The following is a 16128-nucleotide window of genomic DNA, read 5'->3' as shown; positions in this document are numbered from 1 at the left end:
CTGGGCTGCCGGCCTCCAGCCCCGGCCGGAGACACCAGGGTTACAGGTCTGTGATGATCCGGCTGCCGCCGGCTTCCTGGGCTGCGGCCAGGGCAGCCCGGGCGCGCAGCATCAGCTTGTCCGCGGAGCTACCCGGCCCATGGCCGAGCGCCAGGCCGAGGCTGCAGCGTAGCGCGACCGGCCCCTGCGGCGTCTCCAGCGGTGTCGTCTCAAGCAACCGCTGCAGCCGTTCGGCGGTGCCGCGGGCCTGTGCGGTCAGGGCTTCGGGAATGCAGATGCAGAAGCCTTCCGGCAGCCGCCCGACGAGGTCGTGCGCGCGCAGCCCGTTGCGCAGGCGGTCGGCGATGCCAAGCAGCGCCGCATCAGCGACCTCCGGCCCATGCCGGTTGGCCAGGGCGCCGAGCCCGTCGACGCCAATGGCGAGCAGGGCGACACGGGGCCCCTGCGGCTCGGACAGATCGAGCGCGGCCTCAAGGAAGCGCTGCATCGCCAGTTGCGTCGCGGTGCCGGTCAGCGGGTCGCGTTGATCGCGCCGGTTCCGATCGATCATCATTCCTGTGATCCAGACTGTTCCTCTGGCGCATGAAGCGCGCCCGGATTGCCGGATGATTAAGCGTCGCGTGCTGGTGTGGAAAGGAAGATCTTGATCCTGGTTGAGATGGCGCGTGAGTTGCAGTCCGCTGCACTGATTCCCGCGGAAGGACAAATCCATCCTCGCCCGACAGCGGCCCGGCCAGGATGGCACGCCGGTGTTGCGGGCTGCGGGCGGGTTCGGTGCGCCGGTCCAGCACCTCCCGCTGCCGCATCGGGCCGATGCCGCAGCCGTGGGTGGAGACTCGGTCGGGCCCGCCGACGACCTGCCCGCCGGGCGGCCTGCTGCCGCGCGGCAGGGCGCGTAGGGCGCTTTCCGTAGCCAAAGTTGGGGAAGTCGATCGGGTAGGGGGCGACCCGGCAACGCGGCGAGGATGGCGAGGCGGACACCATGGGCATGCTCTCGGCATGGCACGTAGCGGCGGCGCTGCATCCCGACATGAAGCCTGACGCCCGCTACCGCCGACTAAACCGCAACAGGGTTGGAAGGTCGCGGCAGACGTCGTCGACATCGCCGAAGCACGCAGCGTCCTGCCGGCCTTCAACTTCGACCGAAACCTGACCGCATGGTCGAACCAACTCAAATCTCGATCAAACAAGATCGCATTCGCCGCGAACCGCTCCACGCTCTCGATCGGGACGCGGGAGTGGTTCTTAAAGCCCACCACCGTGTACCCATTTGGCCTGAACCACAGATCCATCAGGCGGCACTTGTCGGTAAGATCGAGCTTCTCATAGGATTGGCGCAGCAAAGGGGTCGGTAGAAACGCGGCGACATCAGTCGCCTGTCCCGGCAGGTTCCCAACAACCCGCGTGTCGAATAGGACGCCCTTGTCGTTGAGCGTTAGCCCGTATGTCATGAAACCAGACAGACCGGAGTCCCTGAGAAGCGCCAAAAGCCCGTCGAAATCGAACAATGTCTCATTCACGTTCAAATAAGCATCAACGATCAGGGCATCACGCGAGGCATCATCCTCAAAATTGAGGTTCCAGCCGTACTCGAAGCTGTCGAAACCCAGATCTTTAACCAGCGAGATGCCTCGGTGAAAATCAGGCTCGTCGCCGTTCAGGATCGAGACAATTTGCTTCCTGCGCATCCGCTCCTGGCCGCCATGCCGACCATAAACATACAGAAAAATCATCCCGTCATCTGTCAAGTTGCGGACCAAGTTGCGGAGGCCGCGTGCCGGTGAAGAAAGGTGATGTAGAACGCCCATGGAAAGGATGACGTCAAAATCGCCCAGGCGTTCGTCTTCCATGAGATTCTGCGACTCTGAACTCGATATTGTCGAGGCCCTCCTGTTGGCAGACCTGACGTGCGATCGACAGAGGTTTCTCGCTGATGTCGATCGCGGTGAATCGGGTCTGTCGGAGGCGCGCCGCCGCTTTGATCAATCGGTGGCCCGTTCCGGTTCCGGCGTCGAGGACTGCCCTGTTTCGGAAATCGTACTTGGTTTCCATGGAGAACAGGGTCAACAAGTTTAGAAGCTCTCGCAAATCGCGGCCGTGCGCGCGCGGCGACGGGTATGGAAATTGATCGTACATCTGACGGACTTTGGCGGAAATCTCATCCATCGTAGGGCCTCTTAGACCTATTCAACACCATTGCATTACACACTGCATATCATGGGCACGTAGCTGCCCGACCTGCTTTCGCGCTGGCGAATGCCGGTCTCGCCGACGTTTGACAACGCGGAACGGACGTCCCGACGCTCCATCAAGAACATGGACGTTGGCCCCCTGTGTGTGCATGGGGCGTTTCCCGTCCGTCGAGGCGTTCGACGGCCTGGATGAGCTCGGTCCTGGTTGTCGTCAGACCGCCGACCTTCCAACCTCGTTAGCTCCATGAGCTTTGTCTGAAGTCCGAGCCGGCAACGCGCCGTGTCGGCACCCGGCGTTGTAGCGGCCGGTCCACTTGAACGACTTTGCCCAGGTTTCCGAAGTGGTCTCCAAGGCATGCATGTCGATGCTCTGGTTCTTCACGCTGCACCGCAGCCGCGCGGTGAATACGTTGTTCGTCAGTGCTCCATCCCGTGTTCTGGATCGTCCTTCATGCCAAAATCGCGCTTAGGCTGGGAAATGCCGCGTTCTGCCCGCCAACGAGCGGGTCGATGCCCGCATTCGCTAGAACGTATTGTCGCCTCGTTGTCCAAATAACGTATCGTTGCCGCTAAATCTCCAAGCACGTCGTCGCTTCATCCTCCGCGAGCTGATCGGCTTATCTAAGGATTAGTTAGCCGAATGCCAGCTTTCGGCGAAACTTGAGAGACTGGAGCCCAAGCCCTCGTACAATGTATGAATGCAATAACCGCCCGATATTATATTAGCGTCCAACCTCTCGGTGGCGATATTGTTTGCATTGATGTCAGCCAATGTGCTCCCTCTCCCGAGCCGTGACGCGCGGACTCGCAGGAATAATCCGCGGTAGTCAAAAATTTCATCCTCACCATTCGCCCCAAAGTTCTCATTTTCGCCGCCTGACCTTCACATGTGTCGCCCTCACTGATGTCAGGAATGAAATTCGTGATTGCTTTTACTTAGATTTATGCCGAAATTTATTGGGGAAATTTTGACGAGTTGCGTCGGGTGCAGGAGCGCGTGCCAGGGAGAGTGCTCAAAGGCGAAAATGCCGAACAGGCTGAAGGTCTGCCGCGCTGCAGCCGACCGTTTCCGTTTGCTGGCCTGGTGGATGGTCAGGCGCTCCGAATGGAGTAGCAAGCGGGGAAACGTGGTCGGGTTGATAGCCTATGCCGCTAGAGACATTGGTTTGTGGCGGATGGGGTGGGATCTGAACCCACGGCAGGCTCGCACCTGCGCCGGTTTTCAAGACCGGTGCCATAGACCGCTCGGCCACCCATCCCCGACCCGCGCCTGTTAGCCGATATCCGCCCGGAGTGGCAGCCTCCCCGCTGCCTTCCCCGGGCACCGCGGTCCCTAGACTATTCGCCCGCCAGCCGCGCTGCCATCATCGGCGCGCCCAGCCGCATCAGCCCGTTCACGTCTGCCGCGCGTTCCAGGTTGATCACCGCATCGGCCAGTTGTGCCGCCCGCTCGGCACCCAGCACCGCATCGGCCAAGCCGTGGAACTTGACGCGCAAGCTCAGCCTCGGTCAGGAAATTCTCCGGCTCGCCCTTGGCCACCTTCACCAGCCGGACATGGTCCTGGCCGCGGGCACGGATCGTCAGCTTGCCTGCCATGTAGGTCGGGAACAGCGCCTGGACCTCCGGGTCTTCCACGCAGTTCACCTTCGGCAGCAGGGCGCGCACCTGCGGGTCCTGCAGATGGGCGTAGCTGTCCCAGCCCATATGGCCGAAGGCCAAGCCGCAGCTGACCACGAAGGGCCCGCTGAACTGGCCGTCAACCACGTTCTGCGGGTTCTGCTTGTAGGCCAGCGGCGCGCCGACCAGCAGCATGCCCTTGTTCGGCAGGCCCATGGTGACGCTCTCGATCTCCTCCGGCTTCAGGCCGAGCTCGGTCCGCAGCGCGATCGCCGCATCGACCCCGGCATGGCCGTAGCGGCAGGACGGGTAGGGCTTCACCGCCGTCTGCATCAGCTCGAACTCGGTGCCGAGCCCCTGCAGCGCGCGCTCCGGGATCGGGTTCGGCGCATAGGCGCGGAGGAACCCGGCCTTGCCCTCGAAGGCCTCCGCCGCGCCGCGGAACCCCTCGCGCGCCAGCGTGGCCGAGGCCAGGCCGTTCATCGCGCTCCAGCCCACCTGGAAGCGCTTGGTCCAGGCGCCATTGGCCAGGAACTGCAGGCTGCCGGCCGCGGTGGAGAGCGCGATGCCGAAGGCGTCCTGCATCCCCTTCGCGTCCAGCCCGAAGACCCGCGCGGCGGCGGCGGCCGCGCCGAAGGCCCCGCAGGTGGCGGTCGGGTGGTAGCCGCGGTCGTAGTGGTCGCCGCCGGGCAGGGCAACCGCCAGGCGGCAGGTCACCTCGTAGCCGGCGACGATCGCCGAGAGCACGGTGCGGCCGCTGGCGCCGACCATCTCGGCCGCGGCCAGCGCGGCCGGGATCACCGGCGCGCCCGGATGCAGCGTGCCGGCCGCGTGAGTATCGTCGAAGTCCAGGGAATGGGCCAGCGCGCCGTTCAGGAAGGCCGCACCCGCCGGGGTGTAGCGCGCACTGTCACCCAGCACCGCCGAGCCGCCGGCCGCCAGGCCCAGAGCCCGTGCCGCGGCCAGCAGCGCCGGCGTGCTTTCGGCGTCGTGCCGGCCACGGACGATGTTGCCGACCAGGTCGAGCACCAGGAAGCGGGTGCGCTCCTGCACCTCGGGCGGCAGGGCGGCGAAGTCGAGGCTGGCGCAATAGGCGGCAAGCTCGGCGGTGACGGCGGGCATGGACGTGCTCCCAAGGATTGGCCCGATCCTAGGATGCGTCGGTCGCCCGGCCAAGAGATGACGGCCGCACCGGCCCGCCATTCACGTTGCAGTGGCACGGCCTGCATGCCACTGCTCCGCCCCATGCTTGCACGGCGCACCATCCTCGGCGGAGTCGCGGCAGTTGCCGCCGCTCCCGCCCTCATTCTCCCTGCCCAGGCCCAGGGCGGCTTCGACGCCTTTCTCGAGGGCGTCCGCGCCGAGGCGCGGCGCGGCGGCGTATCAGCCGCCACGCTGCAGCGCGCCTTCGCCGGCCTCAGGCCCAACCAGCGGGTCATCGAGCTGGACCGCCGCCAGGCCGAGGGCTTCCTGAGCTGGGAGGAGTACCGCGACCGCATCATGGTCAACCCGACCCGGGTGCAGAACGGCCAGCGCAACTACGCCGAGAACCGGTCCCTGTTGCAGGCGATCGAGACCCGTTACCGCGTCTCCGGCCGGGTGATCGTCGCCATCTGGGGCGTCGAGACCAACTTCGGCGGCAATACCGGCGGCTTCGGGGTTATGGAGGCCCTGGCGACCCTCGCCTGGGAGGGCCGCCGCGCCGAGTTCTTCCGCAAGGAACTGATCGCCGCGCTGCGGGTGCTGGATGGCGGCCATGTCAGCCCGGCGCGGATGACCGGAAGCTGGGCGGGGGCGATGGGCCAGCCGCAATCCATGCCGACGAATTTCGAGCGCATGGCGGTCGACTTCGACGGCGACGGCCGCCGCGATATCTGGGACAGCCGGGCCGACGCGCTCGCCTCCATCGGCCACTACTTCCAAAGATCCGGCTGGAGCGAAGGCGAGCCCTGGGGGCGTGCGGTGCGGCTGCCGGCCGGCCTGAGCATCGACGCGGTGGATACCGAGACCAAGCGCTCCCTGCGCGAGTGGTCGCGGCTCGGCTTCCGGGCGGAGGATGGCGGGCCGCTGCCGAGCTTCGGAGCTGGAGGCGGCCGTGGTGCTGCCCAACCGCGGCTCGGGCCAGGTCTTCCTCGGCCACCACAACCTTCGGGTCATCCGCCGCTACAACAGCCCGGTGGACTACGGCCTGGCCGTTGGCCTGCTCTCCGACCGCTTCGGATGAGGTGGCGCGGCCGGGCGGCCATGGCCGCCATGCTCGCCGTCGCGGCCTGCACCCGGGCGCCGGGACCGAAGCCGGAGGCCCGCTACATGCTGGGCGAGCCTTACAGCCTCGGCGGGATCTGGTCCTACCCGAAGGAGGAGTTCGGCCGCACCGAGACCGGCCTCGCGGCCGTGCTGCCTGACCGGCGCGCCGGCCGCCGCACCGTGAATGGCGAGATCTTCGACCCCGGCCGGCTGCAGGGTGCCCACCGCACCCTGCAGCTGCCGGCACTCGTCACCGTCCGCAACCTCGAGACCGGGCTTGAGCTGCAGGTCCGGGTCAACGACCGCGGCCCGGCGCAGCCCGGCCGGGTGATCGGGCTCTCGGCCCGCGCCGCCGAGCTGCTCGGCATCCCGCCCGGCGGCACCGCCCAGGTGCGGGTCGCCGTGGAGGACGGGCCGAGCCGCGCGCTGGCCCGCGCCCTGCCGACCACCGAGCGCGGCGGCGCGCAGGTCGAGGCGGCACCGGTTGCGGCGGTCGAGCGCGAGACCCTGGCCCCGCTGCCCGGCGCCCAGCAGGCGGTGCGGCTGCGGGAGGCGCCGCGGTCCCGGCCGGCGGCGACGGTGGCCGATGCGGCCGACGCCTTGCCGCCCGACCCGCTGCCCGAGACGCTGGCGCAGCGCCCCGCCACGCCCGGCCGGCTCTACCTGGAAGCCGGGACTTTCTTCCGCCGCGACCTGGCGCAGCGCCAGGCCCAGCGGGTCGGTGCCCGGGTGGAGCCCTTCGGCGCGGGCCGCATGCCGCAATACCGCGTCCGGCTCGGCCCCTATGCGGATGCCGCCGCCGCCGACCGGGCGGTCGCCGCGGTCCTGGCGGCCGGCCTGCCGGAAGTTAAGCTGCTGGTAGAATGAGCGCTGACAACCGCTTGAGTTGGCCCAGGCAAACCGCGTATTCGAAGCGCACCCAGCCCGCCGGAGTCCTGCCCGTCATGTCGTCCCGCGCCGAGCCCAAGGGCGCCTCCCGCCGCGCCGTCCTGCTTCCCGCCGCGGCGACGCTCGCCGCCGGCACCTTGCCGCTGCCGGCCCTGGCGCAGCAGCGCCCGCCGGCGGCCGGGCGCAATGCCGGCCGCACGCCCGCGCCGCCGCCCGGCTCCCCGGCCAGCACGCCGCTCGGCCCGATCGACACCATCGCCCGCCAGGCCCTGGTCATCGACTACGACACCGGCGCCGTCCTGCTGGAGAAGAATGCCGACGAGCGGATGCCGCCGTCCTCGATGTCGAAGCTGATGACGATGTATGTCGTCTTCGACATGCTGAAGAAGGGCCGACTGAAACTCGACCAGGAATTGCCGGTCAGCGAGCGCGCATGGCGCATGGGCGGCAGCAAGATGTTCGTCCAGATCGGCAACCAGGTGCCGGTCGAGGCCCTGATGCGCGGCGTCATCGTGCAGTCCGGCAACGATGCCTGCGTGGTCTTCGCCGAGGCGATCAGCGGGTCCGAGCAGCAATTCGCCGAGCTGCTGAACCAGAAGGCCAAGGAGATCGGCCTGACCGACAGCAGCTTCCGCAACGCCACCGGCTGGCCCGACCCCGAGCACCGCATGACCTGCCGTGACCTGGCCCGGCTGGCGGTCCGGCTGATCGCCGACTTCCCCGAATACTACAAGGTCTACAACGAGCGCAGCTTCACCTGGAACAACATCAGCCAGGACAACCGCAACCCGGCCCTGGCCCGCGTGCCGGGCGCCGACGGCCTCAAGACCGGGCATACCGAGGAGGCCGGCTACGGCCTCACCGCCAGCGCCAAGCGCGGCGACCGCCGCCTCATCCTCGTCTTCAACGGCCTGCCGACCATGAAGGCGCGGGCCGAGGAGAGCGAGCGGCTGCTGGAATGGGGCTTCCGCGAGTTCGAGAACGTGGTGCTCTTCAAGGCCGCCGACGTGGTCGAGGAGAATTCCGGTGCATCTCGGCAGCAGCCGCACGGTCCCCCTGGTCGGCGGCAAGGACATGGTGGTGACCCTGCCGCGCAGCTGGCGCAACAAGCTGCAGGCCAGGCTGCAATATGCCACGCCGGTCGAGGCGCCGGTGCTGAAGGGCCAGGAGCTCGGCAAGCTGCTGGTCTCCGGCCAGGGCGTGCCGAACCTCGAGCTGCCGTTGCTGGCCGGCGCGGATGTCGACCGGCTCGGCCTGCTGCCGCGCATCCCGGCAGTCATCGGCTCCTGGTTCGCCGGAAGCTGAGGATGCGCGGCCGCTTCATCACGCTGGAAGGCGGCGAGGGGGCGGGCAAGTCCACCCAGGCGCGGCTGCTGGAGGCGGCGCTGCTCGCCGCCGGGCACCGCGTGGTGCGGACGCGGGAGCCGGGCGGCGCCGCGGGCGCCGAGGCGATCCGCGGCGTGCTGCTGGGGCAGGGGCCGTGGGACGGCGTCGCCGAATGCATGCTGCACTTCGCGGCACGGCGGGAGCACGTGGTGCGGACCATCCTGCCGGCGCTGGAGTCCGGCGCCTGGGTGATCTCCGACCGCTTCGCCGACAGCACCATGGCCTACCAGGTCTATGGCCAGGGCGTGCCGCGCGGCGTCTTCGACGCACTGGCCGCCGTGGCGCTGGAAGGCCTCGCGCCGGACCTGACCCTGGTGCTCGATATCGGCCCGGCCGAGGGGCTGGCCCGGGCCGCCGCCCGCGGCGAGACCAATCGCTACGAGGCGCTGGACCCGGATTTCCACGCGCGCGTCCGCGACGGCTTCCGCGCCATCGCCGCCGCCGAGCCGGCCCGCTGCGCGGTGGTGGACGCGACCGCGGCGCCGGAAGGGGTGGCAGCCGAGATCCTGCGGATCGTGCGGGCGCGGCTGGGGGCGTGACCCCGGGCGGGGCCGAGCAGGTGAAGGTCCGGGCGAATGCGATCGACCGCGCCTGGCCGCGGCGCTCAATGCCGGGATGATCCTGCCGCTGGCCGGCTTCATGCTGCTCCCTCCCGCTTCGCGGTGGCGGATCTCCTGGCCGATGCCTGATACAGGCTGGCACTTGCCTTTGTCCTTTCTCGCGGCGCACCGGGTGCTGCGGAGGCTCGGGTGAACCTCAACCTCGAACTCCTGGCGGTGTCGCTGCCCCTGGCACTGACGGTCCGCGGGGGTGTCTCGACACCGGTGCCGGTCGACGAGCGACGCGACCGCGCGCGGCGCGCCCTGGAGCGGTCCCAGGGCACCGGCACCACCGCCCGAAGGAGCTGATCCCGGCACGGTCCCGTTCCCGCCCGCCGTCTTTTCGCCTACACCCCGAGGCGTGAGCCTGCCGCCCGAACCCCGCGCCAATCCCGACCTGGTCGGCCATGACGATGCCGCCCGCACGCTCGAAGAAGCGGCGCGCTCCGGCAAGCTGCACCATGCCTGGCTGATCGCCGGCCCGCCCGGCGTCGGCAAGGCGACGCTGGCCTATCGCTTCGCCCGCTTCCTGCTGGCCGGCATGCCGCCGCCGGTCTCGGGCCGGCCGCCGCTCGAGGTCGCGGAGGACCATCCCGCCTTCCGCCGCGTCGCCTCCGGCGCGCATGCCGACCTCTTCACCCTAGCCCCCAGCCTCGGCAGCAGGGGCGGCACCAAGGAGGTCCTGCGGGCCGAGGAGGCGCGCGGGGCGCTGCGCTTCATGGCGATGACCGCGGCCGAGGGCGGCTGGCGCGCCCTGGTGGTCGAGGAGCTTGAGCGGGTCGACCGCGCCGTGGTCCCCAACATCCTGTTGAAGACGCTGGAGGAGCCGCCGCCCCGCACCGTGCAGCTGCTGGTGACCAGCGCGCCGGACCGGCTGCTGCCGACGATCCGCAGCCGCTGCCGCCGGCTCGACCTGTTCCCGTTGGCGCAACCGGTGATGCACCGGCTGCTGACGCAGTGGCTGCCCGAGATGTCGGGGCCGGACCGGCTCGGCCTGGCCGGCATCGCCGATGGCTGCCCCGGCCAGGCGCTGGCGCTGGCGGAAGGCGAGGGGCTGGCCCTGCAGGGCATGGTCGAGGCGGCGCTGGCCGAGCTGCCGCGGCCCGACCCGCGCCGCGCCCATGTCATGGCCGATGCCATCGCCGGCAAGCGCGACGCCGCGGCGCTGACGCTGTTCCTGACCCTGCTGCGCCGGGCGATCGCCGCCGGGGTGCGCGAGGCGGGGCGAGGGGGCGACGCCCCACCCTGGATCGGCGGGCGTTCGCTTGCCGACTGGTCGACCCTGTGGGACAAGCTCGGCCGCCTGGCCGACGAGACCGAGCGACTGAACCTCGACCGCAAGCAGGCGGTGCTGACCGGCCTCGGCTGGCTGCCGATCCGCTGAAAGACCCAGCGATGTCACGCTTCTACTACACGACGCCGATCTACTACGTGAATGACAAGCCGCATATCGGCCACGCCTATACCTCGCTGGCGACCGACGTGCTGGCGCGCTGGAAGCGGCTGGAGGGGCACGAGGTCTTCTTCCTGACCGGCACCGACGAGCACGGCCAGAAGGTGGAGAAGGCGGCGCAGGATGCAGGGATGGACCCGCAATCCTTCACCGACCGGGTGAGCCAGAGCTTCCGCCTGCTGGCCGAGCGCATGGGCTATTCCCATGACGACTTCATCCGCACGACCGAGCCGCGCCACAAGGCCGCCTGCCAGGCGCTGTGGGAGGAGCTGGTCCGCCGCGACGAGATCTATCTCGGCCATTACGAGGGCTGGTACGCGGTCCGCGACGAGGCTTTCTACGGGCCGGATGAACTCGTGGAGCGCGACGGGGTGAAATACGCGCCCTCCGGCGCCCCGGTCGCCTGGGTGAAGGAGCCGTCCTACTTCTTCCGGCTGTCGAAGTGGCTGCCCGAATTGCTGCGGCGCTACGAGCTGCCCGCCGGCGATCCCGACCGCATCGACATCGCCCCGGACAGCCGTCGGAACGAGGTGAGGGGCTTCATCGAGGCCGGCCTGAAGGAATTCGGCGCCGGCTCGCCGAAGCTCGACCTCTCGATCTCGCGCACCTCCTTCACCTGGGGCGTGAAGGTGCCGGGCGACGAAGCGCATGTGATGTATGTCTGGCTCGATGCCCTGACCAACTACATCACCGCGCTCGGCTACCCCGACACGAGCGCCGAGCGGTGGCAGTTCTGGCCGGCCGACGTGCATTTTGTCGGCAAGGACATCGTCCGCTTCCACACCATCTACTGGCCGGCCTTCCTGCTGGCCGCCGGCCTGAAGCCGGCGAAGCGCGTCTTCGCGCATGGCTGGTGGACGATCGAGGGGCAGAAGATGTCGAAGTCCCTCGGCAATGCGATCGACCCGCTGGCGCTGGTAGAACAGTACGGGCTCGACCCGCTGCGCTACTTCCTGCTGCGCGAGGTGCCCTTCGGCAATGACGGCGACTTCTCCAGATCCGCGCTGATGAGCCGGAACAACGGCGAGCTGGCGAATACCCTTGGCAACCTGGCAAACCGGACGCTGTCGCTGATCCAGCGGAACTGCGACGCGCGCCTGCCGGCGCCTGCCGCTGTTGCCGGCGCCGATTCCGAGTTTGTCAAAGGCTCCCGGCACCTGCCCGAGACCGTGGGTACGCTGTTGGACCAGCAGAAATCTGACGGCGCCTTGTCCGTTATCTTCGCGTCCATCCGGGAGGCCAACGAGTACATCACCATCCAGCAGCCATGGGCGCTGAAGAAGACAGATCAGGAACGGATGGCGGCGGTGCTGCGCCACCTGCATGACGCGCTCCGCCTCTACGCCACCATCCTGCAGCCCTTCATGCCCGGCAGCATGGCCGCCTTGCTCGACCAGCTCGGCGTGCCGGAGCAGGCGAGGAGGCTCGAAGACCTCTCGACTCCGCTGCCCGGGGGCATCCCGCTGCCGCCGCCGGCGCCGCTCTTCCGCAAGATCGAGGACGCGGCCTGAGCGATGCTGGTCGATAGCCACTGCCACCTCGACTACTTCACCGAGGCCGAGATCGAGGCCATCGTCGCCCGCGCCCGGGAGGCCGGTGTCGGCCGCATGGTCACCATCGGCACCCGGGTCGGCCAGGCGGAGAAGGTCAAGGCGCTCACCGAGCGTTTCCCCGATGTCTGGGGCACCGTCGGCGTCCACCCGCACAATGCCGGGGAGCCGGAGGGCATGCCGACCACCGCCGAGATCGTGGCGCTGGCCGACCACCCGCGGGTCATCGGCATCGGCGAATGCGGGCTCGACTACTTCTACGACAAGGCCCCGCGCGAGGCGCAGCAGGAGGGCTTTCGCCGGCATATCCGGGCGGCGCGGGAGACCGGCCTGCCGGTCTGCATCCATGCCCGCCAGGCGGATGACGACATCCTTGCCATCCTGCGGGAGGAAACGGCGGCGGGCGGCGCTTTCCCCTTCCTGCTGCACTGCTTCTCCTCGGGTGCCGGGCTGGCCCGGGGCGCGCTGGCTATGGGTGGCTACCTGTCCTTCTCCGGCATCCTGACCTTCCCGAAATCGCCCGAGATCCGGGCGATCGCCGCCGAGGCGCCGGCCGACCGGATCCTGGTCGAGACCGACAGCCCCTATCTCGCGCCGGTCCCGCTGCGCGGCAAGCGCTGCGAGCCGGGCTATGTCGCACATACCGCCAAGGTCCTGGCGGAGACCCGGGGCCTCGGCATCGCCGAGGCCGAGGCGCTGACCACGGCGAATTTCTTCCGCCTGTTCCCGAAGGCCGCCTGAGCCTTGCTGCGCGTCACCCTTCTCGGCTGCGGCGGCTCGGGCGGCGTGCCGCTCCTGGGCGGCCGGGACGGGGGCGGGGAGTGGGGGATTGCGACCCGGCCGAGCCGCGCAATCGCCGCACCCGCACCGCGGCGCTGATCGAGGGCCCCGGCGGCCGGCTGCTGGTCGATGCCGGGCCGGACCTGCGGCAGCAAGCTGCTGGCCTGCCGGATCGCCACCTTCGACTCCGTGCTCTTCACCCATGCCCATGCCGACCACATCCTCGGCATCGACGACATCCGTCAGGTCAACCGGACGCTGGGCCGGGCGATCGACGCCTGGGGCACCCGGACCACGCTGCAGAAGCTGGACGACCGGTTCGACTATGCCTTCATCGGCCCGACCGAGTTCTTCTTCCGTCCCGCGCTCGAACCGAAACGGATCGCTTTCGGGGAACGTTTCGAGACTGCGGGACTGACGGTCGATGTCTTCCGCCAGGACCACGGCGTGATGGACACGCTGGGGCTCCGGGTCGGCGGTTTCGCCTATTCGACGGATGTGGTGAACCTGCCGGAGGAGAGCCTAGCGACGCTGCAGGGGCTCGACACCTGGGTGGTCGGCTGCTTCCAGCACCGGCCGCATCATGTCCACGCCAACCTGGACCGTGTGCTGGACTGGGTGGAGCAGTTGCGGCCGCGACGGACGGTGCTGACCCATATGGGCCCGGCTATGGATTACCGCAGCCTGCTGCGCGACCTGCCGCCGGGGATCGAGCCGGGCTTCGACGGCATGGTGCTGGAGGTATCGGACGGCTAAGGCCGGGCGGCCTGAAACATCGGGCAGCAAGACCTGAGTTCCGCTGCCCGGCGCGCTGCGCCAGAGTGGCGACCGGGCCGGGGGCCCGCAGGGACCGCGAGCTACCGATCAGTCCGGACGGAGCCCGGCGCCATCCACAGGCGCGGACAAGCTTTCCCACATCTTGTCCCCAGCTCTTTATTTTCCATAATATATCTTATGCGGCTTCTAGGCCTGTGGAAAACGCTGTGGTTTCACCCGGCATATCCCCCTCGCGTCAATGACAGTGCGCTGCCGCCGTCCGCCCGGCCCGCGCCGCCCCAAGCGGCACAATGTCGACATCCGGGCATGAAAGACCGTCTCAGCCGCGGCCGGACTGCCGCCAGGGGTGGTGGCCGTCAGCGCGCCCAGGACGCTGAGACGGACCGGTCTGGCTGACGGCATGGCCGGCTTCCTCCATGGTCGAGAACGCAACACCCCTGTTCGACTTTATCCAAAGGTCACGGATGATCCAGAAACCCAGTCGGTCGCGTGCCCATACCAGGAGCTTGCCGGAAGCGGCCCTGAGGCCACCGCGCTTGCGCCGGGGGCCCGGCTCTGCTGTGGCGACGCGAACCTTGGAGAGTAACCATGCCCGACCAGCCCGAGTCGCCGTCACCCGGCCCTGCCCTGTTGCGGCTGCTGGACACCATGGCCCGGCTGCGCGCCCCGGTCGACGGTTGCCCCTGGGACCAGGTGCAGAGTTTCGAGACCATAGCCCCTTACACGATCGAGGAGGCCTATGAGGTCGCCGACGCGATCCGCCGCGCTGACCGCGCCGCGCTGCTGGACGAACTGGGCGACCTGCTGTTCCAGGTGGTCTCATCACGCGCGGATCGCGGAAGAGGAAGGAAGTTTTTCCTTTGGCGATGTCGCGGAAACTATTCACAGGAAAATGGTCTCTCGCCATCCGCATGTCTTCGGAAATGCAACGGCCCGTGATGCCGCCACCCAGACTGCGGCCTGGGAGGCGCAGAAGGCTGCCGAGCGGGCCGCGAGGGCGGAAGCCGGAACGCTGGCCGGGATCCCGGAGGCCCTGCCCGCTCTCATGCGGGCCAACAAGCTGACCCGGCGCGCCGCCCGGGTCGGCTTCGACTGGCCGGAACCCGCCGCCGTGCTCGACAAACTCGAGGAGGAAGCGACCGAATTGCGCGCCGAACTTGCCGGGGCCGACCCGGCCCGGCTGGCGGACGAGGTCGGCGACTTGCTCTTCGTCCTAGCCAACCTGGCCCGCAAGCTTGACCTCGACCCGGAGGAATGCCTGCGCGGCGCCAATGCCAAGTTCGAGCGGCGCTTCACCGGGGTGGAGGAGCGCCTCGCGGCGCGGGGCCTGGCGCCCGACGATGTCGGGCTGGATGTGATGGAAGCGGAGTGGCAGGCGGTGAAGCGGGCGGAAAAGGGCCTCCCGCCCGACTGACGAGGCCGATGTAAAGCGGTTTACATTCGCCCGAGGCAGGACGGTCTCGGCGGACGCGCGCTCACATACAATGTAAATAATTAACAAATATTCGCAAATTCTTTGCTTGCTCGCCGCTGGTGCTGACCGGGCAGGCTCGTGATACAGAACATTTGCGTACAAATCATGAACATCGATTTATCGCGTCGTCCGGACGGGGACGGCTTTTCGGCCGTCCCCGTCCGCTGCCCTCAGCCCTGGCTCGGGCTCCCCGCTCGCATCCGCACCGTCTCGGGCAGCGGGATGAACTCCTTGTCGTCGCTGGGCACCTTGGCGAAGCGCTGGGCCTGCCAATCCGCCTTGGCCTGCTCGATCCGCTCGCGCGAGGAACTGACGAAACTCCAGAAGACGTAGCGCGGACCGTCCATCGCGGCGCCGCCGAGCAGAAGCAGCCGCGCTCCCTGCGGACCCGCAGTCAGGGCCAACCCGTCCCCGGCGCGGAAGACCAGCATCCGGCCGGGCTGGAATGTATCCCCGCCGACCGAGACCTCGCCCTGCAGCACATAGGCGGCCCGCTCCTCATGCCGGTCGGGCAACGGCACCCGGGCGCCCGGGGCCAGCACCGCGTCGGCATAGAAGAGCGGCGAAGCGGTCGCGACCGGCGCCCGCATGCCCCACCCCTCCCCGGCGATCAGCCGCAGCCTGAGCCCCTCCTCCTCCGCCAGCGGCAGGGTCGAGGCGGGATGGTGGTGGAAGGCCGGCGCGGTCTCCTCGGCGGATTTCGGCAGCGCCACCCAGGACTGGATGCCGGACATGGTGCGGGTGGTCAGCCGGTCCTCGGCGCTGCTCCGCTCGGAATGAGTGATGCCGCGGCCCGCCGTCATCCAGTTCACGTCGCCCGGCAGGATCGGCTGATCCGAGCCCAGGCTGTCGCGGTGCTGGATCGAGCCCTGGAACAGGTAGGTGACGGTGGACAGCCCGATATGCGGGTGCGGCCGGACATCCAGCCCCTTCCCCGCCAGGAACTCGCCCGGCCCCATCTGGTCGAAGAAGATGAAGGGGCCGACCAGCATGCGCTCCTGCGCCGGCAGGGCGCGGCGCACCTCGAACCCACCCACGTCATGCGCGCGGGGGATGATGACGAGCTCGACATCCTTCGGGGGACGGGCGGCGGCGGGGTCGGCGGCGGGTTGCCAGCTCATGCTCTCGCTTCCTTTCCTGGAAGCGCGGCATATGGGGGCGGCC

The 16128-nt window shown here is 68.8% G+C and carries 11 protein-coding genes, 1 tRNA gene and 3 pseudogenes; 9 read left to right on the top strand and 6 right to left on the bottom strand.

What is annotated here, in order from left to right; genetic code table 11:
• Positions 1-40: 40 nt before the first annotated feature.
• The 5 genes from ACQ86J_RS00355 to ACQ86J_RS00335 all read right to left on the bottom strand — a co-directional run bounded on the left by ACQ86J_RS00355 (position 41) and on the right by ACQ86J_RS00335 (position 4932).
• Positions 41-487: a GGDEF domain-containing protein gene (locus ACQ86J_RS00355; protein ID WP_431269567.1), complete on the bottom strand. Its 447-nt coding sequence runs from the start codon at positions 485-487 to the stop codon at positions 41-43.
• Positions 471-1850 (bottom strand): hypothetical protein, encoded by a 1380-nt coding sequence (locus ACQ86J_RS00350; RefSeq protein ID WP_431269566.1) that lies wholly within the window; start codon positions 1848-1850, stop codon positions 471-473. The genes ACQ86J_RS00355 and ACQ86J_RS00350 overlap by 17 nt, the downstream gene beginning before the upstream one ends.
• Positions 1822-2166: a methyltransferase domain-containing protein gene (locus ACQ86J_RS00345; protein ID WP_431269565.1), complete on the bottom strand. Its 345-nt coding sequence runs from the start codon at positions 2164-2166 to the stop codon at positions 1822-1824. The genes ACQ86J_RS00350 and ACQ86J_RS00345 overlap by 29 nt, the downstream gene beginning before the upstream one ends.
• Before the next feature lie 1195 nt (positions 2167-3361).
• A tRNA-Ser gene (locus tag ACQ86J_RS00340) sits at positions 3362-3451 on the bottom strand.
• A 74-nt stretch (positions 3452-3525) separates the two neighbouring features.
• The gene (locus ACQ86J_RS00335) at positions 3526-4932 is read right to left on the bottom strand and encodes an MmgE/PrpD family protein (protein ID WP_431269564.1); all 1407 of its coding nucleotides are present in this window, start codon (positions 4930-4932) and stop codon (positions 3526-3528) included.
• Between the two features lie 123 nt (positions 4933-5055).
• Here ACQ86J_RS00335 and ACQ86J_RS00330 point away from each other — a divergent pair, with 123 nt between their 5' ends.
• The 9 genes and pseudogenes from ACQ86J_RS00330 to mazG all read left to right on the top strand — a co-directional run bounded on the left by ACQ86J_RS00330 (position 5056) and on the right by mazG (position 14904).
• Positions 5056-6924, top strand: coding sequence for a lytic murein transglycosylase (locus tag ACQ86J_RS00330; RefSeq protein ID WP_431269563.1), 1869 nt, complete (start codon positions 5056-5058; stop codon positions 6922-6924).
• Positions 6921-7787 (top strand): annotated as a pseudogene (locus tag ACQ86J_RS00325) (D-alanyl-D-alanine carboxypeptidase family protein); the annotation flags it as partial. The gene ACQ86J_RS00330 and the pseudogene ACQ86J_RS00325, both read left to right, overlap by 4 nt.
• Before the next feature lie 465 nt (positions 7788-8252).
• On the top strand, positions 8253-8870 hold the full coding sequence (gene tmk / locus ACQ86J_RS00320; RefSeq protein WP_431272691.1) for a dTMP kinase: 618 nt from the start codon (positions 8253-8255) through the stop codon (positions 8868-8870).
• Between the two features lie 210 nt (positions 8871-9080).
• Positions 9081-9239: a hypothetical protein gene (locus ACQ86J_RS00315; protein ID WP_431269562.1), complete on the top strand. Its 159-nt coding sequence runs from the start codon at positions 9081-9083 to the stop codon at positions 9237-9239.
• 52 nt (positions 9240-9291) lie between these two features.
• Entirely contained in the window at positions 9292-10314 is a 1023-nt protein-coding gene (locus ACQ86J_RS00310) for a DNA polymerase III subunit delta' (protein WP_431269561.1), read from the top strand.
• Between the two features lie 11 nt (positions 10315-10325).
• Complete coding sequence (gene metG / locus ACQ86J_RS00305) at positions 10326-11894, top strand: methionine--tRNA ligase (RefSeq protein WP_431269560.1); 1569 nt, start codon at positions 10326-10328, stop codon at positions 11892-11894.
• Positions 11895-11897: 3 nt separating this feature from the next.
• Complete coding sequence (locus ACQ86J_RS00300; RefSeq protein WP_431269559.1) at positions 11898-12674, top strand: TatD family hydrolase; 777 nt, start codon at positions 11898-11900, stop codon at positions 12672-12674.
• Positions 12675-12680: 6 nt separating this feature from the next.
• Positions 12681-13469: pseudogene (locus tag ACQ86J_RS00295) on the top strand (MBL fold metallo-hydrolase).
• Positions 13470-14078: 609 nt separating this feature from the next.
• Positions 14079-14904, top strand: a pseudogene (mazG, locus tag ACQ86J_RS00290) (nucleoside triphosphate pyrophosphohydrolase).
• Positions 14905-15134: 230 nt separating this feature from the next.
• Here the strand turns inward: mazG and ACQ86J_RS00285 are convergent.
• The gene (locus tag ACQ86J_RS00285) at positions 15135-16085 is read right to left on the bottom strand and encodes a pirin family protein (RefSeq protein WP_431269558.1); all 951 of its coding nucleotides are present in this window, start codon (positions 16083-16085) and stop codon (positions 15135-15137) included.
• Positions 16086-16128: the final 43 nt, after the last annotated feature.

This window comes from Dankookia sp. P2 (assembly GCF_050632255.1).
Taxonomy (GTDB): domain Bacteria; phylum Pseudomonadota; class Alphaproteobacteria; order Acetobacterales; family Acetobacteraceae; genus Paracraurococcus.
The sequence above is the reverse complement of the archived record's forward strand: the minus strand, read 5'-3'. Positions and strand labels throughout refer to the sequence as shown.